General features: G+C 62.9%; 18 protein-coding genes. 3 read left to right on the forward strand and 15 right to left on the reverse strand.

Annotated features, from left to right (window positions below; translation table 11 throughout):
• Positions 1–14: 14 nt before the first annotated feature.
• A complete protein-coding gene (locus H7B90_RS11350; RefSeq protein ID WP_185135988.1) occupies positions 15–281 on the reverse strand; it encodes a YuzB family protein in 267 nt (88 codons plus the stop codon).
• An 86-nt stretch (positions 282–367) separates the two neighbouring features.
• On the opposite strand from H7B90_RS11350, the gene H7B90_RS11355 reads away from it, so the two are divergent.
• Positions 368–616 carry a NifU family protein gene (locus H7B90_RS11355; protein ID WP_185135989.1) on the forward strand — a complete coding sequence of 83 codons (249 nt, stop codon included), beginning with the start codon at positions 368–370 and terminating at the stop codon, positions 614–616.
• A gap of 257 nt (positions 617–873) precedes the next feature.
• Here the strand turns inward: H7B90_RS11355 and H7B90_RS11360 are convergent, their stop codons facing one another.
• Positions 874–1650 (reverse strand): SDR family oxidoreductase, encoded by a 777-nt coding sequence (locus H7B90_RS11360; RefSeq protein ID WP_185135990.1) that lies wholly within the window; start codon positions 1648–1650, stop codon positions 874–876.
• A 36-nt stretch (positions 1651–1686) separates the two neighbouring features.
• Entirely contained in the window at positions 1687–2397 is a 711-nt protein-coding gene (locus tag H7B90_RS11365) for a Cthe_2314 family HEPN domain-containing protein (RefSeq protein WP_185135991.1), read from the reverse strand.
• A 334-nt stretch (positions 2398–2731) separates the two neighbouring features.
• Between H7B90_RS11365 and H7B90_RS11370 the strand changes: the two genes are divergently transcribed.
• Complete coding sequence (locus tag H7B90_RS11370) at positions 2732–2896, forward strand: hypothetical protein (protein ID WP_185135992.1); 165 nt, start codon at positions 2732–2734, stop codon at positions 2894–2896.
• An 85-nt stretch (positions 2897–2981) separates the two neighbouring features.
• Here the strand turns inward: H7B90_RS11370 and H7B90_RS11375 are convergent, their stop codons facing one another.
• The 4 genes from H7B90_RS11375 to H7B90_RS11390 all read right to left on the reverse strand — a co-directional run bounded on the left by H7B90_RS11375 (position 2982) and on the right by H7B90_RS11390 (position 8070).
• Positions 2982–4748, reverse strand: coding sequence for a UbiD family decarboxylase (locus tag H7B90_RS11375; protein WP_185135993.1), 1767 nt, complete (start codon positions 4746–4748; stop codon positions 2982–2984).
• Positions 4749–4766: 18 nt separating this feature from the next.
• Positions 4767–5843: a COX15/CtaA family protein gene (locus tag H7B90_RS11380; protein ID WP_185135994.1), complete on the reverse strand. Its 1077-nt coding sequence runs from the start codon at positions 5841–5843 to the stop codon at positions 4767–4769.
• Between the two features lie 243 nt (positions 5844–6086).
• On the reverse strand, positions 6087–6437 hold the full coding sequence (locus H7B90_RS11385) for a thioredoxin family protein (RefSeq protein WP_185135995.1): 351 nt from the start codon (positions 6435–6437) through the stop codon (positions 6087–6089).
• An 88-nt stretch (positions 6438–6525) separates the two neighbouring features.
• The gene (locus H7B90_RS11390; RefSeq protein ID WP_185135996.1) at positions 6526–8070 is read right to left on the reverse strand and encodes a stalk domain-containing protein; all 1545 of its coding nucleotides are present in this window, start codon (positions 8068–8070) and stop codon (positions 6526–6528) included.
• 134 nt (positions 8071–8204) lie between these two features.
• Here H7B90_RS11390 and H7B90_RS11395 point away from each other — a divergent pair, with 134 nt between their 5' ends.
• Positions 8205–9590 carry a DUF2515 family protein gene (locus H7B90_RS11395; protein WP_185135997.1) on the forward strand — a complete coding sequence of 462 codons (1386 nt, stop codon included), beginning with the start codon at positions 8205–8207 and terminating at the stop codon, positions 9588–9590.
• Here H7B90_RS11395 and H7B90_RS11400 read toward each other — a convergent pair.
• From H7B90_RS11400 to H7B90_RS11435, 8 genes are all read right to left on the reverse strand, one after another.
• Positions 9587–11239: a putative polysaccharide biosynthesis protein gene (locus H7B90_RS11400; protein WP_185135998.1), complete on the reverse strand. Its 1653-nt coding sequence runs from the start codon at positions 11237–11239 to the stop codon at positions 9587–9589. The two genes, H7B90_RS11395 and H7B90_RS11400, sit on opposite strands and share 4 nt — an antisense overlap.
• Before the next feature lie 9 nt (positions 11240–11248).
• Positions 11249–11968 carry a ThuA domain-containing protein gene (locus H7B90_RS11405; RefSeq protein WP_185135999.1) on the reverse strand — a complete coding sequence of 240 codons (720 nt, stop codon included), beginning with the start codon at positions 11966–11968 and terminating at the stop codon, positions 11249–11251.
• A gap of 25 nt (positions 11969–11993) precedes the next feature.
• On the reverse strand, positions 11994–12473 hold the full coding sequence (locus H7B90_RS11410; protein ID WP_185136000.1) for a DUF456 domain-containing protein: 480 nt from the start codon (positions 12471–12473) through the stop codon (positions 11994–11996).
• 15 nt (positions 12474–12488) lie between these two features.
• On the reverse strand, positions 12489–13229 hold the full coding sequence (locus H7B90_RS11415; RefSeq protein ID WP_185136032.1) for a Cof-type HAD-IIB family hydrolase: 741 nt from the start codon (positions 13227–13229) through the stop codon (positions 12489–12491).
• Positions 13230–13394: 165 nt separating this feature from the next.
• Positions 13395–14351: an ABC transporter ATP-binding protein gene (locus H7B90_RS11420; RefSeq protein ID WP_185136001.1), complete on the reverse strand. Its 957-nt coding sequence runs from the start codon at positions 14349–14351 to the stop codon at positions 13395–13397.
• On the reverse strand, positions 14348–15355 hold the full coding sequence (locus tag H7B90_RS11425) for an ABC transporter ATP-binding protein (protein WP_185136002.1): 1008 nt from the start codon (positions 15353–15355) through the stop codon (positions 14348–14350). Before H7B90_RS11425 ends, H7B90_RS11420 begins: the two co-directional genes overlap by 4 nt.
• A gap of 27 nt (positions 15356–15382) precedes the next feature.
• A complete protein-coding gene (locus H7B90_RS11430; RefSeq protein WP_185136003.1) occupies positions 15383–16315 on the reverse strand; it encodes an ABC transporter permease in 933 nt (310 codons plus the stop codon).
• Positions 16316–17251, reverse strand: a complete 936-nt coding sequence (locus tag H7B90_RS11435) for an ABC transporter permease (RefSeq protein WP_185136033.1) — start codon at positions 17249–17251, stop codon at positions 16316–16318.
• Positions 17252–17323 lie beyond the last annotated feature (72 nt).

The following is a 17323-nucleotide window of genomic DNA, read 5'->3' on the forward strand; positions in this document are numbered from 1 at the left end:
CTGGGAAGGATTCGTCACAAGTCGTCCAGCAGTTTGTCGAGGGCGGATCGCTCCTCCTCCTGCTCCTTCATGGCGGCCAGGATCAGGTCGTAGAGGGAATCGGCCGTCTCGGCGACGACCGATTCTCCGTTCACGAGCGCGTACGGGGACAGGTAGCACTCGCCGCAATTGCCGAGGCAGCCGTATTCGACGACCTCGACGTCCGGCAGCCGTTCCAGCTTCTTCAGCACTTCATCGGTGCCGTGATGCATGTTGCTGACGCAAAATTCCACGATGTGCATATCGTTATCGTCCTTTCTTTGCCGGACGTCCGTTTTATTTCATCCGAATTTGTACTATAATAACTTTATGAAAGGAGGGGATGGCGATGAGCGAGACCACCGCGCAAGACGCGATGTACGACGAAGTACTCGAGGTGCTTGATAAACTTCGCCCGTTCCTGCAGCGTGACGGCGGCGACGTCGAATTGGTCGACGTCGAAGACGGTATCGTTAAGCTTCGTCTGATGGGCGCTTGCGGCAGCTGCCCGAGCTCCACGATTACGCTTAAGGCCGGTATCGAGCGCGCGCTGTTGGAAGAAGTGGAAGGGATCCAGGAAGTCGTTCAAGTGTTCTAATCGGTTCGTTCCAAGTTAGCCATACACCCGAACCGGCCGGGAAGGCCGGCGAAGAGGGCCCTGTCTCGCGGGAAGCCGCGCGGCAGGGCCTTTAGTTATTCCCCGTCGATTCCCGGGAACCTCGAGCCTGTGTCCTCCAACGTACCGATGCCCGATCATCGTTCTAACGGAGCTCGGCGGCCCGATTCGCCTAGATAATGGCGCAAAAAGGACTTTGGAATCGAGTTAGAGCTCTCGACTCTGACTCGCCTGCCTAATCAGCTTCGCTTCACGTACGTCACGATCGGGTCCAGACCGCCCGATACTTCTATGGTGTTCCCCGTGACGAAATCCGACTCCGGCAAACAAAGGAAGCCGATGACCCGGGCTACGTCTTCGCCGGTTCCGGGCCGGCCGCGGGGCGCTTCCTCGTCCCGGACGCCGTCCACCTCGGCGATTCCCTTCTCCTTGTATTCGCCCCGGATGTCTCCCGGGCAAATCATATTCACGGTGATCCCGTTCGCCGCTTCCTCGACGGCCAGCGTCTTCGTAAACGAGACGAGCCCCACCTTCGCCGCCGCGTACACCGCGCGCTGCGGCCAGGAGCGCGCCTCCGCCGCATGGCCGAACCCGAAGTGGACGATCCGGCCCCACTGCCGCTCCCGCATGCCCGGAAGGACGCGATGGTCGAGCAGCATCGTGCCGACGAGGTTCCCGTTCATCAGATAGTGGATCTCCTCCGCCGAGTAATCGGCGAACAGCTTCCTCTCCCGGATGAACGGGCCGGCGTTGTTGATCAGAATGTCGACGCCGCCCAGCTTCTCCTCCGTCTCGTCGACGAGGCGCCGCGCCTCCTCCGCCTTCGAGATATCCGCCCCGATCGCGACGGCTTCGCGTCCCAGAGCCCGTATCTCCCGGACGGCCGACTCCGCCTCCGCCCGGCTGCTCACGTAATTGATCGCCACGTCGCAGCCGAGACGGGCCAGCTCCAGCGCCGTTCTCCGGCCTAACCCCTTCGCGCTTCCCGTTACGAGCGCCGTTCTCCCCTCAAGCATCAAGTCCGCTGTCCGCCCCTTTCCCCCATGCGGCCGTCAAGCCATCTGCGATCCTTGCTTCAATAAATAACGGAACGAGAGGTCGAGAGTTCGCCATGCCATCTCCCAGCCCTCTTCCAGATCGTTCATGTTGGCGGCGATATTCTCCAGATGAGCGGATCCCGTGTCCGGGTTCAAGCTGTGCAGCAGATCGTCCTGGAACTCCGCGTTCATGTGGTGAATCTCCATGTTGCGCCGCTTCCGCAGCCGGTTCATCGCGTCCTGGTGCCTCTCCTTCCACTCGTTCAACGCTTCGGCCAGGCGGGCGTGGCGTTCGCTGCCGCGCATGCCCCGAAGAACCGTGAAGTAAGAGAACCGCGACTTGATTCTCTCCGTCCGCAGGCCGAGCGTCTCGTTCAGCAGCATCCCGAGCTTGTCGAGCAGCGAGAACACCCGGATATACGCGTTCTTATCGTAATAGACGTGTCGGTAATAGTTCAGCCGTTCCGCCGAAGACATCTCGTCGACCGACGGCTTGGCCACCTTGGCCGCATACCGCTCCGCCGCGTACTTGCTCTGTTCCAATTCGTCCAGCGACCGGAGAAGTCCTTCCGACCAGATGGCGTATTTGCGGAATTTGACGGCGCTGCCGGCCTCTCCGCGCCCCTTGTCGCGCATAAGGCGGGCGAATCTCTCGATCGTCTGAACCGTATCTTGAAGCGGCCCTTGCCATTCGCGGGGCGGTTCGCCGAATATCGATCGCAGCATTCCGTTCCTCCTGCCTCTCCGTCGGATCGGCTCGTTCGCCTTTCAACCGGGGCGCGGTGCCGTCCATTCTTCCATTGTAACGCAATCCCGCCTCCCCGCTCAACCGGAAGGCTTGAGGGGAGCCGGAAGGAACGAGGCGGAGGAACGGCTGGAAGGGCGTGAGGCGGCTTGGAGACGGGATTGGAGGCGCTTTGGAGACGGGATTGGAGGCGGCAGGAGGCGGCTTGGGAGCGGTTTGGGAGCGGACGGTTCGGTCAGCGGAATCGCTTGAATAAATGCACCTATCAATTGGCAAAATAAGGGCTGTTGTTCTGTAGCGGAAGGAGGTGGCAGCGTGACCCCTGCGAACGATCAACCGACCAAAGCGGAAGTGCAATCCACGAAGCTGAACCAGATGCCCGCGCCGGGCGAAGACGATACGGAATTCTCCGCGGAAGAAGCCGCGGAAGTATTCGAGAACGAGCAAGGACAAGGGCGGACGAACCAGTCCGAGCGTTGAGCCTAAGCGGCAAAAGCGCAGAAGAAGCCTGATCCGTCGAACGGATTCAGGCTTCTCTTCGTTCTGGCGGCCGCGACGCGCCCGCTCAGGATTTGAAATATTCGCGCCAACGCCGGTCGACCAGCTCGACGACATCTTCGCGCGGGAACAGCTCGTCCGGATAGCCGGGCTTCATCCGGGCGTCGATCACGAGAGGCAGGCCGTAGCCGATATGGTGGCGCGACGTCTCGCTGACCGCGTAGATGTCGTGGGCCGGATTGAACCGGGTGAACGTCGTCCACAGGAACGGCGTCTGCCCGTCCGCGATGTCGGCGTCGTCGGCCAAGATGACGAGCGGCCACTCGGTGCCGCGTTCGGCCAGATGAACCGACAGCCTCTCCGCCAGGCGCGGATCCTTCTCGTAAGACGCTCCCTGCACGACCAGGCAGCCCCGGCAGTACGGCTTGATTCTCGCGATATCCGGCATGTCCCCTTCCGAATATTCGGCGGGGAGAGCGCGGACCGGTTCTCCGACTCCGAGCAGAACCGCCTTGCTCCCGTGATTGAGCCGCTTGCCGGTATAATCCAGCGTATCGTGCGACGTATGGTCGAACACGAACAGGTCGCGCTTCGGGTCGAACCTCTCCAGCACCGTCTCCAGCACCGGAGCGAAGTGCTCAAGCTCCGCCGGGCGGTCCGTAAGCAGAAGGAACTTGGTCAGCGTCAACTGGCCTTGCCCGAGAATGCTGAAGGCGGTGCCGAGCGCTTCCCGCGAATAGCTCTCCCGGACGACGGCCGCCGTCAGCGCGTGGAAGCCCGTCTCCGCGTACGTCCACAGGCTGCGAACGCCCGGCAGCGCCATCGGGAACGCCGGAGACAGCAGCCGCTGCAGGAACTCGCCGAGGTAGTAGTCCTCCTGGCGGGGCTTGCCCACGATCGTCGCCGGATAGATGGCGTCCTTGCGGTGCCAGACGTGGTCGACATTGAACACGGGAAAATCATGCTGAAGCGAATAATAGCCGTAATGATCCCCGAACGGCCCTTCCGGCCGGCGAAGGTGCGGAGGCACCTTGCCCGAGATGGCGAATTCGGCTTCGGCCGGAATGCGGTGCCCGCCGAGCGGATCCTCGACCATCGGCAGCTTGCCTCCCAGGATCAGCGAGGTGAGCAGCAGCTCCGGCACGTTCTCCGGGACGGGTGCGATCGCCGACGCGATCAACGCCGGCGGTCCGCCCAGGAAGACGGTGACCGGAAGAGCTTCTCCTCTTTTCTCCGCCTCGTGGTAGTGGAAGCCTCCGCCCTTGTGAATCTGCCAGTGCATGCCCGTCGTGCTGTCGTCGAACACCTGCATCCGGTACATGCCGAGATTGTGGCGCTTCCCGTGCCCCGGCTGCTCGGTATAGACGAGCGGCAGCGTGATGAAGGGGCCGCCGTCCTCCTGCCAGCTCGTCAAGGCGGGCAGCCCCGCCAGCGGCCGCTCGCGCTTCGCGACGCCGAGGACGGGAGCCGACGCGGGCGACGTCTTCTTCATGCCGACCTTGACCAGGTCGAGCAGCATGTCCTTCTCGCGCCACAGCGCCGAAGGCGTCGGCGGGAGCAGCGTATCCATGGCGCCGACGAGACGCTTCGCCAGCTGCTCGGGACGGGGCCCGAACGCCAGGTCGACGCGGCGGCTCGTGCCGAACAGGTTCGTGACGACCGGGAACGGGCTCCCCTTGACGTTCGTGAACAGCAAAGCCGGGCCTCCTTCATCGATGACCCGGCGGTGAATCTCGGCGATCTCGAGCGCGGGATCGACCGGCGCGTCGATAATCGCCAGATCGTTCTCCTTGCGAAGCATTTCCAGATACGGACGAAGCGATGAGAAGCTCATGGTTCCCCTCCTGTGGCTTTAGCGGCGAGACAGCTGCCAGGCTCGGATCGCCAGCAGGCATAGCGAGCTGAACAGCGCGGTAATGATGATCGTGTGAAGCAGGCTGGTGAAGACGTACACGTCATGGTATTCCAACGTCGCCGTGAGCAGCCATCCGCTCAGAATCTGCGCGAGCACGAGCAGGAGCGAGACGTTCGCGAGGCCGCCCAGCTCGCGGGTTCTCCATGCCGCCCGGCGGACGTAGAAGTAGAGCAGCACAATCAGGACGAACAGCAGGGCGCCCGCGAGACGGTGCGCGAAGACGATGCCCGTCGCGCCGTTCAGCTCCGGCACGAACTTGCCGTTGCACAGCGGCCAGCCGATGCAGCCGCCCGCCGAGTCGGTGTGGCGAACGTAGGCGCCCAGGTAGACGACGGCGTAGCAGTAGACGATAACGGCGACGGTCGCACGGAACAAGGCGACGGGGATCGGCGCGGCCGCCGTCCGGGTTGGCGAGCCTGCGCGGGCTGCCTTGGCGGATGGGGCCGCGTTGGCGGCTTTGGCCATGCTGCCTCTGTTGGCTCTGTTGGCTCTGTTGGCTCTGTTGGCTGTGCTGGCGGCTTGGGCTTGCGCGGCTTTGCCGATTCGGATGTCGGCCTCTTCCCCCGAGCGGACCGCATCCGCGCGTCTCTTCGCCCAGGCGTCGAGCAGCCAGGTGAAGGAGAACGCGATCATCGAGATGCCGAAGTGAATCGCCAGCACGGCGTCGGATGTCGGCCAGATGACGGCCGCCGCCCCCAGGAGCGCCTGGGCGACGGTGAACAGCAGGGCGCCGCTGGCGTAGATAGCCGCCTCCTTGCTGCTCGGCTTCATCAGGAGCGTCACGATGAACACGGCTCCGACGAGCAGCCCTTCGATGCCGCTGACGGCCCGATGGGAATATTCGACCATCGATTCTAACGTATAAGCGGGAACGAACTTGCCGTTGCACAGGGGCCAATCGGTGCCGCAGCCGCGTCCGGACTCCGTGTTCGTGACGACGACTCCGACGATCAGCACGAGGAACATGCCGATGCAAGTCCATAAAGTCAACAATCGATAACGCTTAGCGGTCATGCCCATCCCCAGTTTCTATTGTGAAAGTAGGCTCAAAGATGGCCACCCCCATTATACCGGACCCGCCAACGCAATACCATGTTGAAACTGTGAACAACCGACGCGCCCGCCCGCGCCGCCTGTCACAAAATCACAACAAACGGATTTCCGAAGGCAGCGGCGATAATCGCCCGCCCGCCGCAGGAAAAAGAAATCCCCCGACCCGCGGGAAGCTCAGCCTCCGGCGGATCGGGGGATCGCCGCTTACGCGGTCGGAGCGATCGCGCGCGATACTTCGACGGCGCGGTCCAGGAACTGCTCGATCTCGTCGCGCGTCTTGCGCAGCTTGCTGACGAAGCGCACCAGTTCCTTGCCGTCGCGGAACGCGATGAAGCTCGGAATGCCGAGAATGTTAAGCTCCGAGCACAGATCCGGCAAGTCGTCCCGGTCCACCTCGATCAGAGTAAGGCGGTCGGCGTAAGCCGCTTCCACCTCCGGCATGAACGGATCGATGAAGTGGCAGTCCTTGCACCATGTCGTCTTGAACACCGCTACCGTCAAGCCGCTCTCTCCGACCTTGCGCCGGAATTCGGCTTCGTCGCGAATCTTCTCCATCCTCAAGACCTCCCGGGAACCCGCGGCGAGCGGGTCGATCATTTTATCCGACATTATACGCCTTCGCCGCGTTCCCCACAAGAGAGGGTTACAGGTCGCGGCTGACGACGAGATAGTCGCCGTATTCGTCTTCCACGACGCTATACTTGGCATGCAGCGTTCCGAGCAGGTCGTCGGCTTCCGCGTACGCCAGCCCGTCGACGCCTTCGACCGCATTCGTCCAGGCGACGGGCTTATCGTTCACGAGCAGGTTCGCCGAGCCTACCTTGAGTTCCAGCGTCTGCCGGGTCGCTTCGTCGTAGAAGCGAATCCCCTTGGTCGCCGGGTCGTATTCGAGGAATTGCCCGCCCAGCTGTTCGATCGTCTCGCGGATCGGCAGGTAGACGTCCCCGTCCTCGGTCTCCACGTACGGAACGCCCCAATCCGGGCTGAGGAGGAACTCCTGGTCGTCGATCTGGAGATCCTTCTTCAGCAGCTGATAAATGACCGAATTCTCGTCGAACAGCTTGACCGCCTGGAACGGCTTCAACTCTACGAGGTCTTCAAGGTCGTACGCGTTGAACGGCTTCTGGATCGCCGGGACGCTTACGTCGCCGTTGACGTTCCAGATCTCCTCGGAGCTGCGGATCGTCACGCCTTTAAGCGGAATGCCCGAATCCTTGAAGAGCTCGGCCGAGAGCGTCAGCTCCGAGTTCGTCTTGCGAATGTGCATCGAACGGTCGACGTACAGGTCCGTCTTGAACTGGATGCCCTCGTTGAAAATATCGTTCCAGCTCTCGTCCTTCTTCGCCGCCGCCAGCTCCTCTTGAGCTTCCTTGAACGAATCGAGAATCTCCTGGACGGTCTCGTTCAGCTCTTGCTCGGTCGGGGCCCAATCTTCGGCCTCCATCCCGAACGCTTCCTGCAGCTCGGGCGGAAGCTCCGCCGCCCATTTGACGATGCTGCCGAGCAGCTGGCGCAAGCCCGCTTCGTCCTTGACGAGCGCGTCGAGATAGGCGGGAATCAGCTCGCCCAGCTCCTTGCCGTTCAATTCGGCGTGCACCTTCGTCACGTCGGTCGGCACGCCGCGGATCGGCTCCGACGCGAGCAGGTCGACCTTCACGGTCGGCGGATTCGGCAGGTGCCCGACCAGATACGAGCCCGCTTCGCCAACGAGCTTCAAGATCGCGTCCTCGAACGCGCCGGAGTTCTCTCCGCCCGTTCCCCCTAGACCCGGCATCATGCCGTCGAACGACATATCGAGAACGAGAGGCCGCTTGGCGCCGGCCACGTCGAGCAGAACGGTGTCCTTGTCCGTCTGCAGCGTGAACGGAATCTCTCCCTTGCTAAGCGCCAGCGCGCCGGAGACGTACGCGTTGCCGTCTTCGTCGGACGCCGAACGGTCGATTCGCACCTGAATCTTGCGGAACCACTCGATCGCGGCCGCGACCTTCGGTTCCTCCTGAGCCAGCGCTGCGTCGTCCCAATCCAGCGCGATCTCGAACGTGCCGCTCGACTCCGAGGACTTCACGTCGAGCTGCTTCAGGATCATGTCGTCGAGGCTGAATCCTCCGACCGCCTGACAGCCGACCAATACCGCGAGCAGCAGGGCGCCGAGCGCCAAGCCGGCTCTTTTCCAACCTTTTCTTATCATTTCCGCTATCCCCTTCCGTCCCTTCCCCATAGTGGCGTCGTAAGCGATGAATTCGCGTCCGGCGTAAGGATAGTTCGACGTCCAATATGGAAATCCTTCCAGTAACCGAACTTATAGAGCCGAAGGTGCTGAAAATGAAGGAAAAATTACGAAGCCGGCAGACATGGAGCCGGCTCGGGAGGGAGCTCGCCGAGGGAATCGGCGCCAAAGCCGCCGCTTGGCGCGGCTCGCGCAGGCTGGCCCGCCCGAGAAGAGGGCTGCGGACGAGCCGCGAGACGATTCGCGGCGCGGAGGCCAAGCTGCGCAAGCTCCGCCTTCGCGGGAGCCGGGGCGACTTCTCGTCGCTTCGGACGGGGATCGCGGAGCTCGTCCGGCGAATCCGCGAGGAGACGGAGCGGCTGAACCGCAACAACGTGACGAGGACGGCCGCCTATTGGGAGATGTTCCGGGAGTGGCCGGAGCTGCATTGGGCGCTGCTCGCCCACCTCGTCTCCCGCAACGGCGGATGGGCGATGACCGATCTGAAGGGCGAATGGCTCCCGAAGCTGCTCGATCGGCCGACCCGCGACACTCTGTTCGACATGCTGGAGTCTTGCAACGCGTTGATTTTCCGGGACGCCTATCCCCAATTGAAGCTGTACGCCGAGAGCCGGCGATGCGGGGAGAGCCGGTTCTCCCTCCTTCCGGCGTTCGGCGTGTCCGCGTTCATGGCGCCGTTCTGGGAGCGATTCTGGATCGATCGGGACTCGGCCACGCTGACCGTCGCGCTTATCGTCAACGAGCAGCACGTCGTCGAACGGAAGGTGGTGCAGGATCCGGCGTACAGCGAGACGGTCTTGCGATCCATCGCGCTGCTGGGGCAGACCGCGCTTCAGTTGAACCAGATCGTCTTCCCGCTGGGCGTGCCCGGAGGAGCGAGACCGGGGGAGCCGGCAGAGAAGGGAACGGCGGGAGATTCCCCGGAGCCAGCGGCAGATCGGCCGGGACAAGCCGATGATCGGCCATGGCGAGCTGGAGACCGCCGGGGAGAAGCGGCCGACCCTCCTCCTCTCGCCGGCCGGATCTTGGAGCGGTTCGCCGACCTGAAGGAGAGAATCGCCTTCGGCAAAAGCCTGTACGCGATGCTCTACGGCTACCCGAAGGTGCTGCAGGGAGCGATCGCCTTCGCCGAGGCGGTTCCGCACAGCGGGTCCAGAGCCGACTACTGGCCCGGAAGGTTCGCGGCGACCGCCGATACGGCAAAAACCGGCGAAGGGCCCGGAAGTTCGGGCCGCTCCGCCGGTCGCGAGGCGATCGAGAATCTATGGTACAGCCCAAGGCTCGAAGACGCTTGGGACGATCGGCCGCTCGGGCCGGTACCGGACGAGGACTGGCTGGACGGCCGCAACCTGTCCGCCGCGTTCCATGCGATGCGGGGCCTGCGCCCTCCGCTTCTGTTCGACATGACGCGGGAGCACGAATTCGGCCAGCGCAAGCTGCAGGCGGCCGCGCTGGCGAAGTCGCTGTTCGCTCCGCCTTAACCCCTGGCGCGGCTCTGCAGCTTGGCGAACGGACGAAGCAACTTGCGAAGCTTCGCCGGGTAGCTCTCCACGTCTTCGGCCCGCATGGCCCGGAACAAGAAGAGCAGCACCGGATACGCGACGCAGACCATCGCGCCGAGAAGAACGGTCGTGAAGAAGTACGGCCACTTCCAGCCGGCCGGAGCGAACCATTCGAGGCCGTAATACGCGACGGCCCCGCCGGCGGCGGCCACGAGCAGCACCGTCGCCGCGAAGCCCGGCCAGCGGTCTCCGAGCACCTTGACGCCGGTCAGCTTGCGGATCGTCGCCATGTTCCAGACGGTGACGAAGACGAAGCAGACGCTCGTCGCCGCCACGAGGCCGTAGACGCCGAAGAACGGCGTCAGCGCGAGGCTGAGCGCAAGCTTGATGCCGATGCCGGTCAGCGTATGGGCCATGCCGACGCGTTGGCGGCCGAGCCCGTTCAGAATCGAATTCGACGTCATCATCGTAATCTGGAAAATCGTGCCGGCCGTCAGCATGCCGACGATGGCGCTGCCTGCGTCGGTTTTGAACAGCAGCCCGTTCACCGCCTGGGCGCCGACCGACAGCAGCAGCACGACCGGCATGCCGGAGAAGACGGCGATGCGCATCGCCAGCGTCCCTTGGCGCCGCACCCGCTCCGTATCCCCCGCGGCGAACGCGGAGGAGATGACCGGAAGTATCGACGCGCTGAGGGCGATGGCGAGCACCGGCGGAATGCCGGCGATCGACTGGGCGTTGTTCGTGAGCACGGCGTGCCACATTTCGATATCGGCGGTCTCGAATCTCCACTCGGACAACGGGACGAGAAGGGTAGAATCGATTAGATAGATCAATTGCACCGTCATCGCCGTCAGCAGGATCGGAATCGAGATGCGGAAAATCGCCGAGTAAATGTCCCGCGGCTTCGCGAGCACGGGAGGGTCTCCCGGCTTGACGGCCGGCCGCTCGGCCGCCGCAGTTCGCCCCCCGGCCGCCGCCCGGTCGCTTCGCCTCAGCTTGTAGGCGAACCAGAGCATCGTGCCGAAGGCGGCGATGCTGCCGAGCACGCTGCCGAAGGCGCCGCCCGCGGCCATGACCGTGTCTCCGTAGCCCCAAGCCTGCAGGGCGTACAGCAGCGCGACCGCGGTCACGACGCGGGCGATCTGCTCGACAATCTGCGAGACGCCGCCCGCGATCATGAATTGGCGCCCTTGGAAGTAGCCCCGCATCATCGCGATGATCGGGAAGAGGAGCAGGGACGGCGCGATCGCCCGGATCGCCAGCGTCGACTGCGGGACGCCCGACAGATCGGCGTAATAAGGAGCCGCAACGAGCAGCAGGGCGGTCATGACGATGCCCGCGATGACGCCGAAGCGGAGCGCGGCGCGGTAGATGAGGTTGACCTCCTCCTCCCGGCCTAGCGCCAGGCGCTCCGACACCATCTTCGAGACGGCGCTCGGTATGCCGGCCGTCGCGAAGACGAGCAGCAGCAGGTAGACGTTGTTGGCTTGTCCGAAGGCGCTGTTCCCTTCGTTATTCATCGCGTGCTGAAGCGGCACGCGCTGGAAGATGCCGAGCACGCGGGCTACCATGGCCGCGGCGGCCAGGATGATCGTTCCTTTAACGAGCGAATCTTTCTTTACCATGGCTGCGAATCATCCCAACTTTTCCAACGGTTGATGGTTGCCGCGCACCGGCTTGGCCGCTCCGGACGGAGCCGCCCAGCGGACGCCGTTCGCGATGACGCGGCGGACGAGAGGGTGATAATAGGTCGGATACGTCTCGTGGCCGGGACGGAAGTAGAACACCTTCCCTTGCCCGCGATGGTACGTGCAGCCGCTGCGGAACACTTCTCCGCCTTCGAACCAGCTGACGAACACGAGCTCGTCCGGCGCCGGAATGTCGAAGTGCTCGCCGTACATCTCCTCCGGCTTCAGCTCGAAGTATTCGGGCAGCCCCGCCGCGATCGGATGGGCCGGATCGACGACCCAGACGCGCTCCTTCTCGTTCGCTTCCCTCCACTTGAGGTCGCAGGACGTTCCCATCAGCTTTTTGAAAATTTTCGAGAAATGGCCCGAATGCAGCACGATCAGCCCCATTCCCTCCATCACCCGGCGATGGACGCGCTCCACGATCTCGTCGGCCACCTCCTCGTGGGCCATGTGCCCCCACCAGACGAGAACGTCCGTGTCGGCCAGCGCCTGCTCGGTCAGCCCGTGCTCCGGCTCCGGCAGCGTGGCCGTCCGGACGGCGAAGCCTCCCTCCTGCTCCAGGCCGTCCGCGATCGCCTTGTGCAGGCCGTCCGGGTACACCTTGCGCACTTCCTCGTGGACCTGCTCGTGCTTGAATTCATTCCATACCGTAACCTTGATCAATCCCGCTCTCTCCTCGCCGTATCCGTTAAATCAACCATATGACGAAAATCACGATCATCGCGAGCTGCAGCACGACCTTGACGAACGTGCTCGTGAACAAGCCGACCATCGCTCCCCAGCCGACCTTGAGCGAACGCTCCATGGACGAGCCGTGGACGAGTTCGCCCAGCACCGCCCCCGCGAACGGGCCGATCAGCAGCCCGAACGCCGGAATGACGAACGGGCCGATCAGAATGCCGATCGTGCTCCCGACGACGGACGCCTTCGAGCCTCCGAACTTCTTGACGCCCCACGCGTTCACGACGTAATCCGCCACGAACAGGACGACCACGATGAGCGTCTGGAACGCCCAGAACCAGAAGCCGAACGGCTCGAACGAGAAGAACAGCCCGTACACGAAGAACGCCGCGTAAATCGCCAGAGCTCCCGGCAGGATCGGATAGACCGCGCCGGCCATGCCCACGACGAACAGGGCGACGATAATTACCCATCCGACGATGTCCATAGTCGTCTCACGCCCTTACTTTAAGAGATATTGGCGGATGACGTCCGCCACTCCGTCCTCGAGATTCGTTCCGGTGACGGCGTCCGCCGCCGCCTTGACCTCGTCCTGCGCGTTGCCCATCGCGACGCCGAGCCCGACCGCCTTGATCGCGGCCAGATCGTTCAGGCTGTCGCCCACGGCGACCGCCTCTTCCATGCGGCAGCCGATCATCCGGCATACCTCTTCGATCGCCGCCGCCTTGGAGACGCCGCTCGGATTGATCTCGATATTATAAGGAGAAGAATTGCTGAGCTCGAGCCCTTCCCATTCCCGGATCTCGTCGAGGATGGCCTTCAGATCGTCCAGATCCTCCGTATAATAGCCGAACTTCAGCCATTCGAGGGCGTACGTATCCCCCGCCCATCTCTCCTTATTGTATATATCCTGCGTCGAGTAAGCCCAGAACCAGGCTTCCGGATGCGCCTCCGCCACCCGGTGAAGCTTCATGACCGTCTCGGCCGGAAGCGTCGTGCGGCTATGTAACGAATGAGGCCGCGACCAGATCTCTCCGCCGTTCACGGTGATCATAGGCGTCTCGAGCCCGAGCTGCTCCGCGAACGGCAGGGCGCTCTGGAAGCCCCTTCCGGTCGAAATGCAGACGGTGATCCCCGCGTCTGCCGCCTTCCGGATCCATTCCTCGTTCGCCGGGCTGATCTCGCTTCGGTCGTTCAACGTCGTGCCGTCCAAATCCAGTGCCAGAAGACGATATTGTCCCAATCCCAACGTTCACTCCTTCTCGGCCCGCGGCCGGAAACTATCCAACGACATTCTATCACAAAAAGGGTGGGAACACGATTTGACCTTGCGGGACGCGAACAGCCCGGCGCCTGCGGGCGCCGGGCTGCGGATGGATGATTCGCTTGTCGGGATCGCCGTTCCAGGTCAGGCGTAATGGCACGACGCCCATTGCCCCGGCCGCACCTCGCGGAACGCGGGCTCCTCTTCGGCGCACCGTCCCGTCGCGATCGGACAGCGGGTCCGGAACGGACAGCCGCTAGGCGGATTAACGGGGCTCGGCAGATCGCCGGACAGGACGATCCGCTCCTTCCGCTCCTCCAGGTCCGGATCGGGCACGGGAATCGCGGACAGCAGCGCCTTCGTGTACGGATGATGCGGACGGTCGTACAGATCCTCGCTTCGCGCGAGCTCCACGATCTTGCCGAGGTACATGACCGCGACGCGGTCGCTCATGTACTTGACCATCGACAGATCGTGGGCGATGAACAGGTACGTGAAGCCCATCCTCTTCTGGAGGTCGATCAGCAGATTGATGATCTGAGCCTGAATCGACACGTCCAGCGCGGAGATCGGCTCGTCGCACACGATGAATTCCGGCTCGACGGCGAGCGCCCTCGTAATGCCGATCCGCTGCCGCTGTCCACCCGAGAATTCGTGCGGATACCGCGAAGCATGCTCGGCGTTCAGTCCGACCAGCTCGAGCAGCTCCTCCACGCGACGCTTGCGGTGCGCCCGGCTGGGGGCGAGGCCGTGGATATCGAGCGCTTCCCCGATAATGTCCAGTATCGTCATGCGCGGATTAAGCGAAGCGTACGGGTCCTGGAAAATCATCTGCATCCGCCGCCGATACGCCTTGAGCTGGGATTTCGACAGCTTCGTCACGTCGACGCCGCTCAGAGATACCCGGCCGGACGTCGGCTCGTACAGGCGGGTGATCGTGCGCCCGGCCGTCGACTTGCCGCAGCCGGACTCGCCGACCAGCCCGAGCGTCTCTCCCTTCGCGATCGTGAAGCTGATATCGTTAACCGCCTTCAGGACGCGGTTTTTGCCAACGTTAAAGTACTTGCGCAGCCCCTGAATCTCCACGAATGCCTCGCTCATGCGCTCGCCCCCTTGCCGCCCCGGATTCCGCCCTGCGATTGCTGAAGCCAGCACCGGACCTGCTGGGTGTCGCTGAGCCGGGTGAACTCGGGGACTTCCGTCTGGCAGATTCGCATGGCATAGTCGCACCGGCTGCAGAAGCCGCAGCCCTGCGGGGGCTGAATCAGATCCGGCGGCGTCCCGTGGATCGGAACGAGCGGCTCGTTCTTCGACTGGTCCAGCCGGGGCAGCGACTTCAGCAGCCCCTTCGTGTACGGATGCTGCGGGTTGCGGAAGATCTCCCGCTTCGTCCCCGTCTCGATGATCTGTCCGGCGTACATCACGATGACGCGATCGCACATGTCCGCGACGATTCCGAGATCGTGCGTAATGAGAATGATCGAGGTGCCGGTCTGCTTCTGCAGGTTCTTCATCAGACGAAGGATCTGAGCCTGGATCGTCACGTCGAGAGCCGTCGTCGGCTCGTCCGCGATGAGGAGGGCCGGGTTGCACGAGAGCGCGATCGCGATCATCGCCCTCTGCCGCATGCCTCCGGAGAAGTGATGGGGGTACTGCGAGATTCGCGATTCGGGATTCGGGATGCCGACCATCGTCAGCAGCTCGATCGCCCGCTTCTTGGCGTCCGATCGGCTCATTTTCTGATGCTTCATCAGGCCTTCCATAATCTGCATGCCGATCGTCATCGTCGGGTTGAGCGACGTCATCGGATCCTGGAAAATCATGCCAATCTGATTGCCCCGCACCCGCTGCATCTCCTTCTCCGGCAAGGAGAGCAGCTCCTGTCCGTCGAACCGGACGGACCCCTGCTTGATTCTGCCGGGCGGAGTCGAGATGAGCCGCATGATCGTCTGCGCCGTCACGCTCTTGCCCGAGCCGGACTCTCCGACGATCGCGACCGCCTCTCCTTCCTTCACGGAGAAGCTGACGCCCCGGACCGCTTGCACTTCCCCTCCATAGACGTCGAACGAGACGCTCAGATCGTTCACTTCCAGCATCGTTCTCATGAAGTCGCGGCCTCCTTCCTGGGTCCGTTATTTTTTGAGCTTCGGATCGAAGGCGTCGCGCAGGCCGTCTCCGAATACGTTGAAGGCGAATATCGTAAGGCTGAGGAACAAGGCCGGGAAGAAGAGCCGCCACGGGTAGATCGACATCGACTGGACGCCGTCGTTGATCATCGTCCCCCAGGAGGCGACCGGCGACTGCACCCCGAGCCCCAGGAAGCTGAGGAACGCCTCTGTGAAGATGGCGCTCGGCACGCTGAGCGTCAGCGTGACCAGAATCGGCCCCATCGCGTTCGGGACCAGATGGCGGAAGATGATGCGCATCGAGCTCGCGCCCAACGCCTTGGAGGCCAGGGCGAACTCCTGGTTCTTGAGCTGCATCATCTGCCCGCGCACGATCCAGGCCATGTTGATCCAGCCGGTGATGGACATCGCGACGATGATCGTCGTCAGGCTCGGCTCCATGAACACGAGGAGCAGGATGACGACGAGCAGGTAGGGGATCGAGTACAGAATCTCCGCGAAGCGGTTCATGACCTCGTCGACCTTGCCGCCGTAATAGCCCATGATGCCGCCGTAGACGATGCCGATCACGAGATCGATGAGCGCGGCGGCCACGCCGACGAACAGCGAGATCTGAGCGCCCTTCCACGTTCTCGCGAACAGGTCCCGGCCCAAGTCGTCGGTTCCGAACCAATGCGTGGAGTCCGGCGGCTGGTTGTTCAATTGCAGATCGTTCGTGTAATGGTCGAACGGCCACACGAGCGGCGCGAAGAACGCCATCAGCACGAGAAGGATCAGGAGCCAGAAGCCGGTCATCGCCAGCTTGTTGGTCGTCAGCCGATAACGGACGTCCTGCCACGCCGTCCGGGATCTCCTCTGGATTCGCTCCGCCCCGGACGGATCGCGCTGCAGAGGCGCGAACGGATCGGCCGTCGCCCTAGGGGTCTCCAAGTCCGCCATCTACTTCGCCACCCTTCCTGTTTGTAATCGGAGCCGAGGATCGACCAAGGCATAGGCGAGGTCGGACAGGAACCGGCTGGCCATGAGCAGAATCGCGTAGAAAATCGTGATTCCCATGATGAACGGGTAATCCCGATCCAGGACGCTCTGCACGAAGAACTTGCCGATTCCCGGAATCGCGAAGATCTGCTCGATGACGACCGAGCCCGTAATGACGTTGGCGATCAGGTAACCGAGATAGGTGACGACCGGAAGCATCGAATTGCGGAGCGCGTGGCGCCACACGATCATGTGGCCCGCGAGCCCCTTGGCTTTGGCCGTCTTGATGAAGTCGGAGTTCAGCACTTCCAGCATGGAAGAGCGGATCAGCCGGGCGATAAAAGCGATGGGGGCGGCCGACAAGGCGATGGTCGGCAGCACGTAATCCATCGGGCCGTTCAAGCCCGCCACTTCGAACGCCCGGATCTTCACCGCGAACACGTACTGCAGCAAGGGCGCCATGACCACGCTCGGGACGGCCAGCCCGATCACGGACACGACCAGCGCCGCATTGTCCAGGAATTTACGATGGTACAAGGCGGCGATAATGCCGAGCGCGCAGCCGGCCAGCACGGACGTCGCGACGGACACGAGACCGAGCTTCAAGGAATTGTCGAAGGAGCCCGCGATAAGCTTGTTGACGGACTGGAACTTCTTCTTCATGGAGATGCCGAGATCGAACTGCGCCAGCTTCTTCAAGTAAATGCCGTATTGGACGATCAACGGCTTATCGAGGCCGTAATGCGCCTCCAGGTTCTTCTGAATCTGCGGGCTTGTCGCCTTCTCCGACTGCAAAGGGCTGCCGGGGACCGCATTCATCAGGACGAAGGTGGCGGTGATCAGAATAAACAGCGACAGCAGCATGAATAGGAATTTGTTCAAGACGTATCGTACCACTGGATCCACCTGCCCGTTCTCGCTAGGATGGCAACTCAAAAGGGTATATATAGGGACCTATATATACCCTTC

Source organism: Cohnella xylanilytica, assembly GCF_014212175.1.
Taxonomy (GTDB): domain Bacteria; phylum Bacillota; class Bacilli; order Paenibacillales; family Paenibacillaceae; genus Cohnella; species Cohnella xylanilytica.

Bases quoted from the DNA above. Each gene is read 5' to 3' on its own strand.
- H7B90_RS11350 (WP_185135988.1), bottom strand. From the start codon at position 281: ATGCACATCGTGGAATTTTGCGTCAGCAACATGCATCACGGCACCGAT.
- H7B90_RS11420 (WP_185136001.1), bottom strand. From the start codon at position 14,351: ATGAGCGAGGCATTCGTGGAGATTCAGGGGCTGCGCAAGTACTTTAAC.
- H7B90_RS11360 (WP_185135990.1), bottom strand. From the start codon at position 1,650: ATGCTTGAGGGGAGAACGGCGCTCGTAACGGGAAGCGCGAAGGGGTTA.
- H7B90_RS11395 (WP_185135997.1), top strand. From the start codon at position 8,205: ATGAAGGAAAAATTACGAAGCCGGCAGACATGGAGCCGGCTCGGGAGG.
- H7B90_RS11410 (WP_185136000.1), bottom strand. From the start codon at position 12,473: ATGGACATCGTCGGATGGGTAATTATCGTCGCCCTGTTCGTCGTGGGC.
- H7B90_RS11400 (WP_185135998.1), bottom strand. From the start codon at position 11,239: ATGGTAAAGAAAGATTCGCTCGTTAAAGGAACGATCATCCTGGCCGCC.
- H7B90_RS11385 (WP_185135995.1), bottom strand. From the start codon at position 6,437: ATGGAGAAGATTCGCGACGAAGCCGAATTCCGGCGCAAGGTCGGAGAG.
- H7B90_RS11425 (WP_185136002.1), bottom strand. From the start codon at position 15,355: ATGAGAACGATGCTGGAAGTGAACGATCTGAGCGTCTCGTTCGACGTC.
- H7B90_RS11430 (WP_185136003.1), bottom strand. From the start codon at position 16,315: ATGGCGGACTTGGAGACCCCTAGGGCGACGGCCGATCCGTTCGCGCCT.
- H7B90_RS11380 (WP_185135994.1), bottom strand. From the start codon at position 5,843: ATGACCGCTAAGCGTTATCGATTGTTGACTTTATGGACTTGCATCGGC.
- H7B90_RS11375 (WP_185135993.1), bottom strand. From the start codon at position 4,748: ATGAGCTTCTCATCGCTTCGTCCGTATCTGGAAATGCTTCGCAAGGAG.
- H7B90_RS11365 (WP_185135991.1), bottom strand. From the start codon at position 2,397: ATGCTGCGATCGATATTCGGCGAACCGCCCCGCGAATGGCAAGGGCCG.
- H7B90_RS11390 (WP_185135996.1), bottom strand. From the start codon at position 8,070: ATGATAAGAAAAGGTTGGAAAAGAGCCGGCTTGGCGCTCGGCGCCCTG.
- H7B90_RS11355 (WP_185135989.1), top strand. From the start codon at position 368: ATGAGCGAGACCACCGCGCAAGACGCGATGTACGACGAAGTACTCGAG.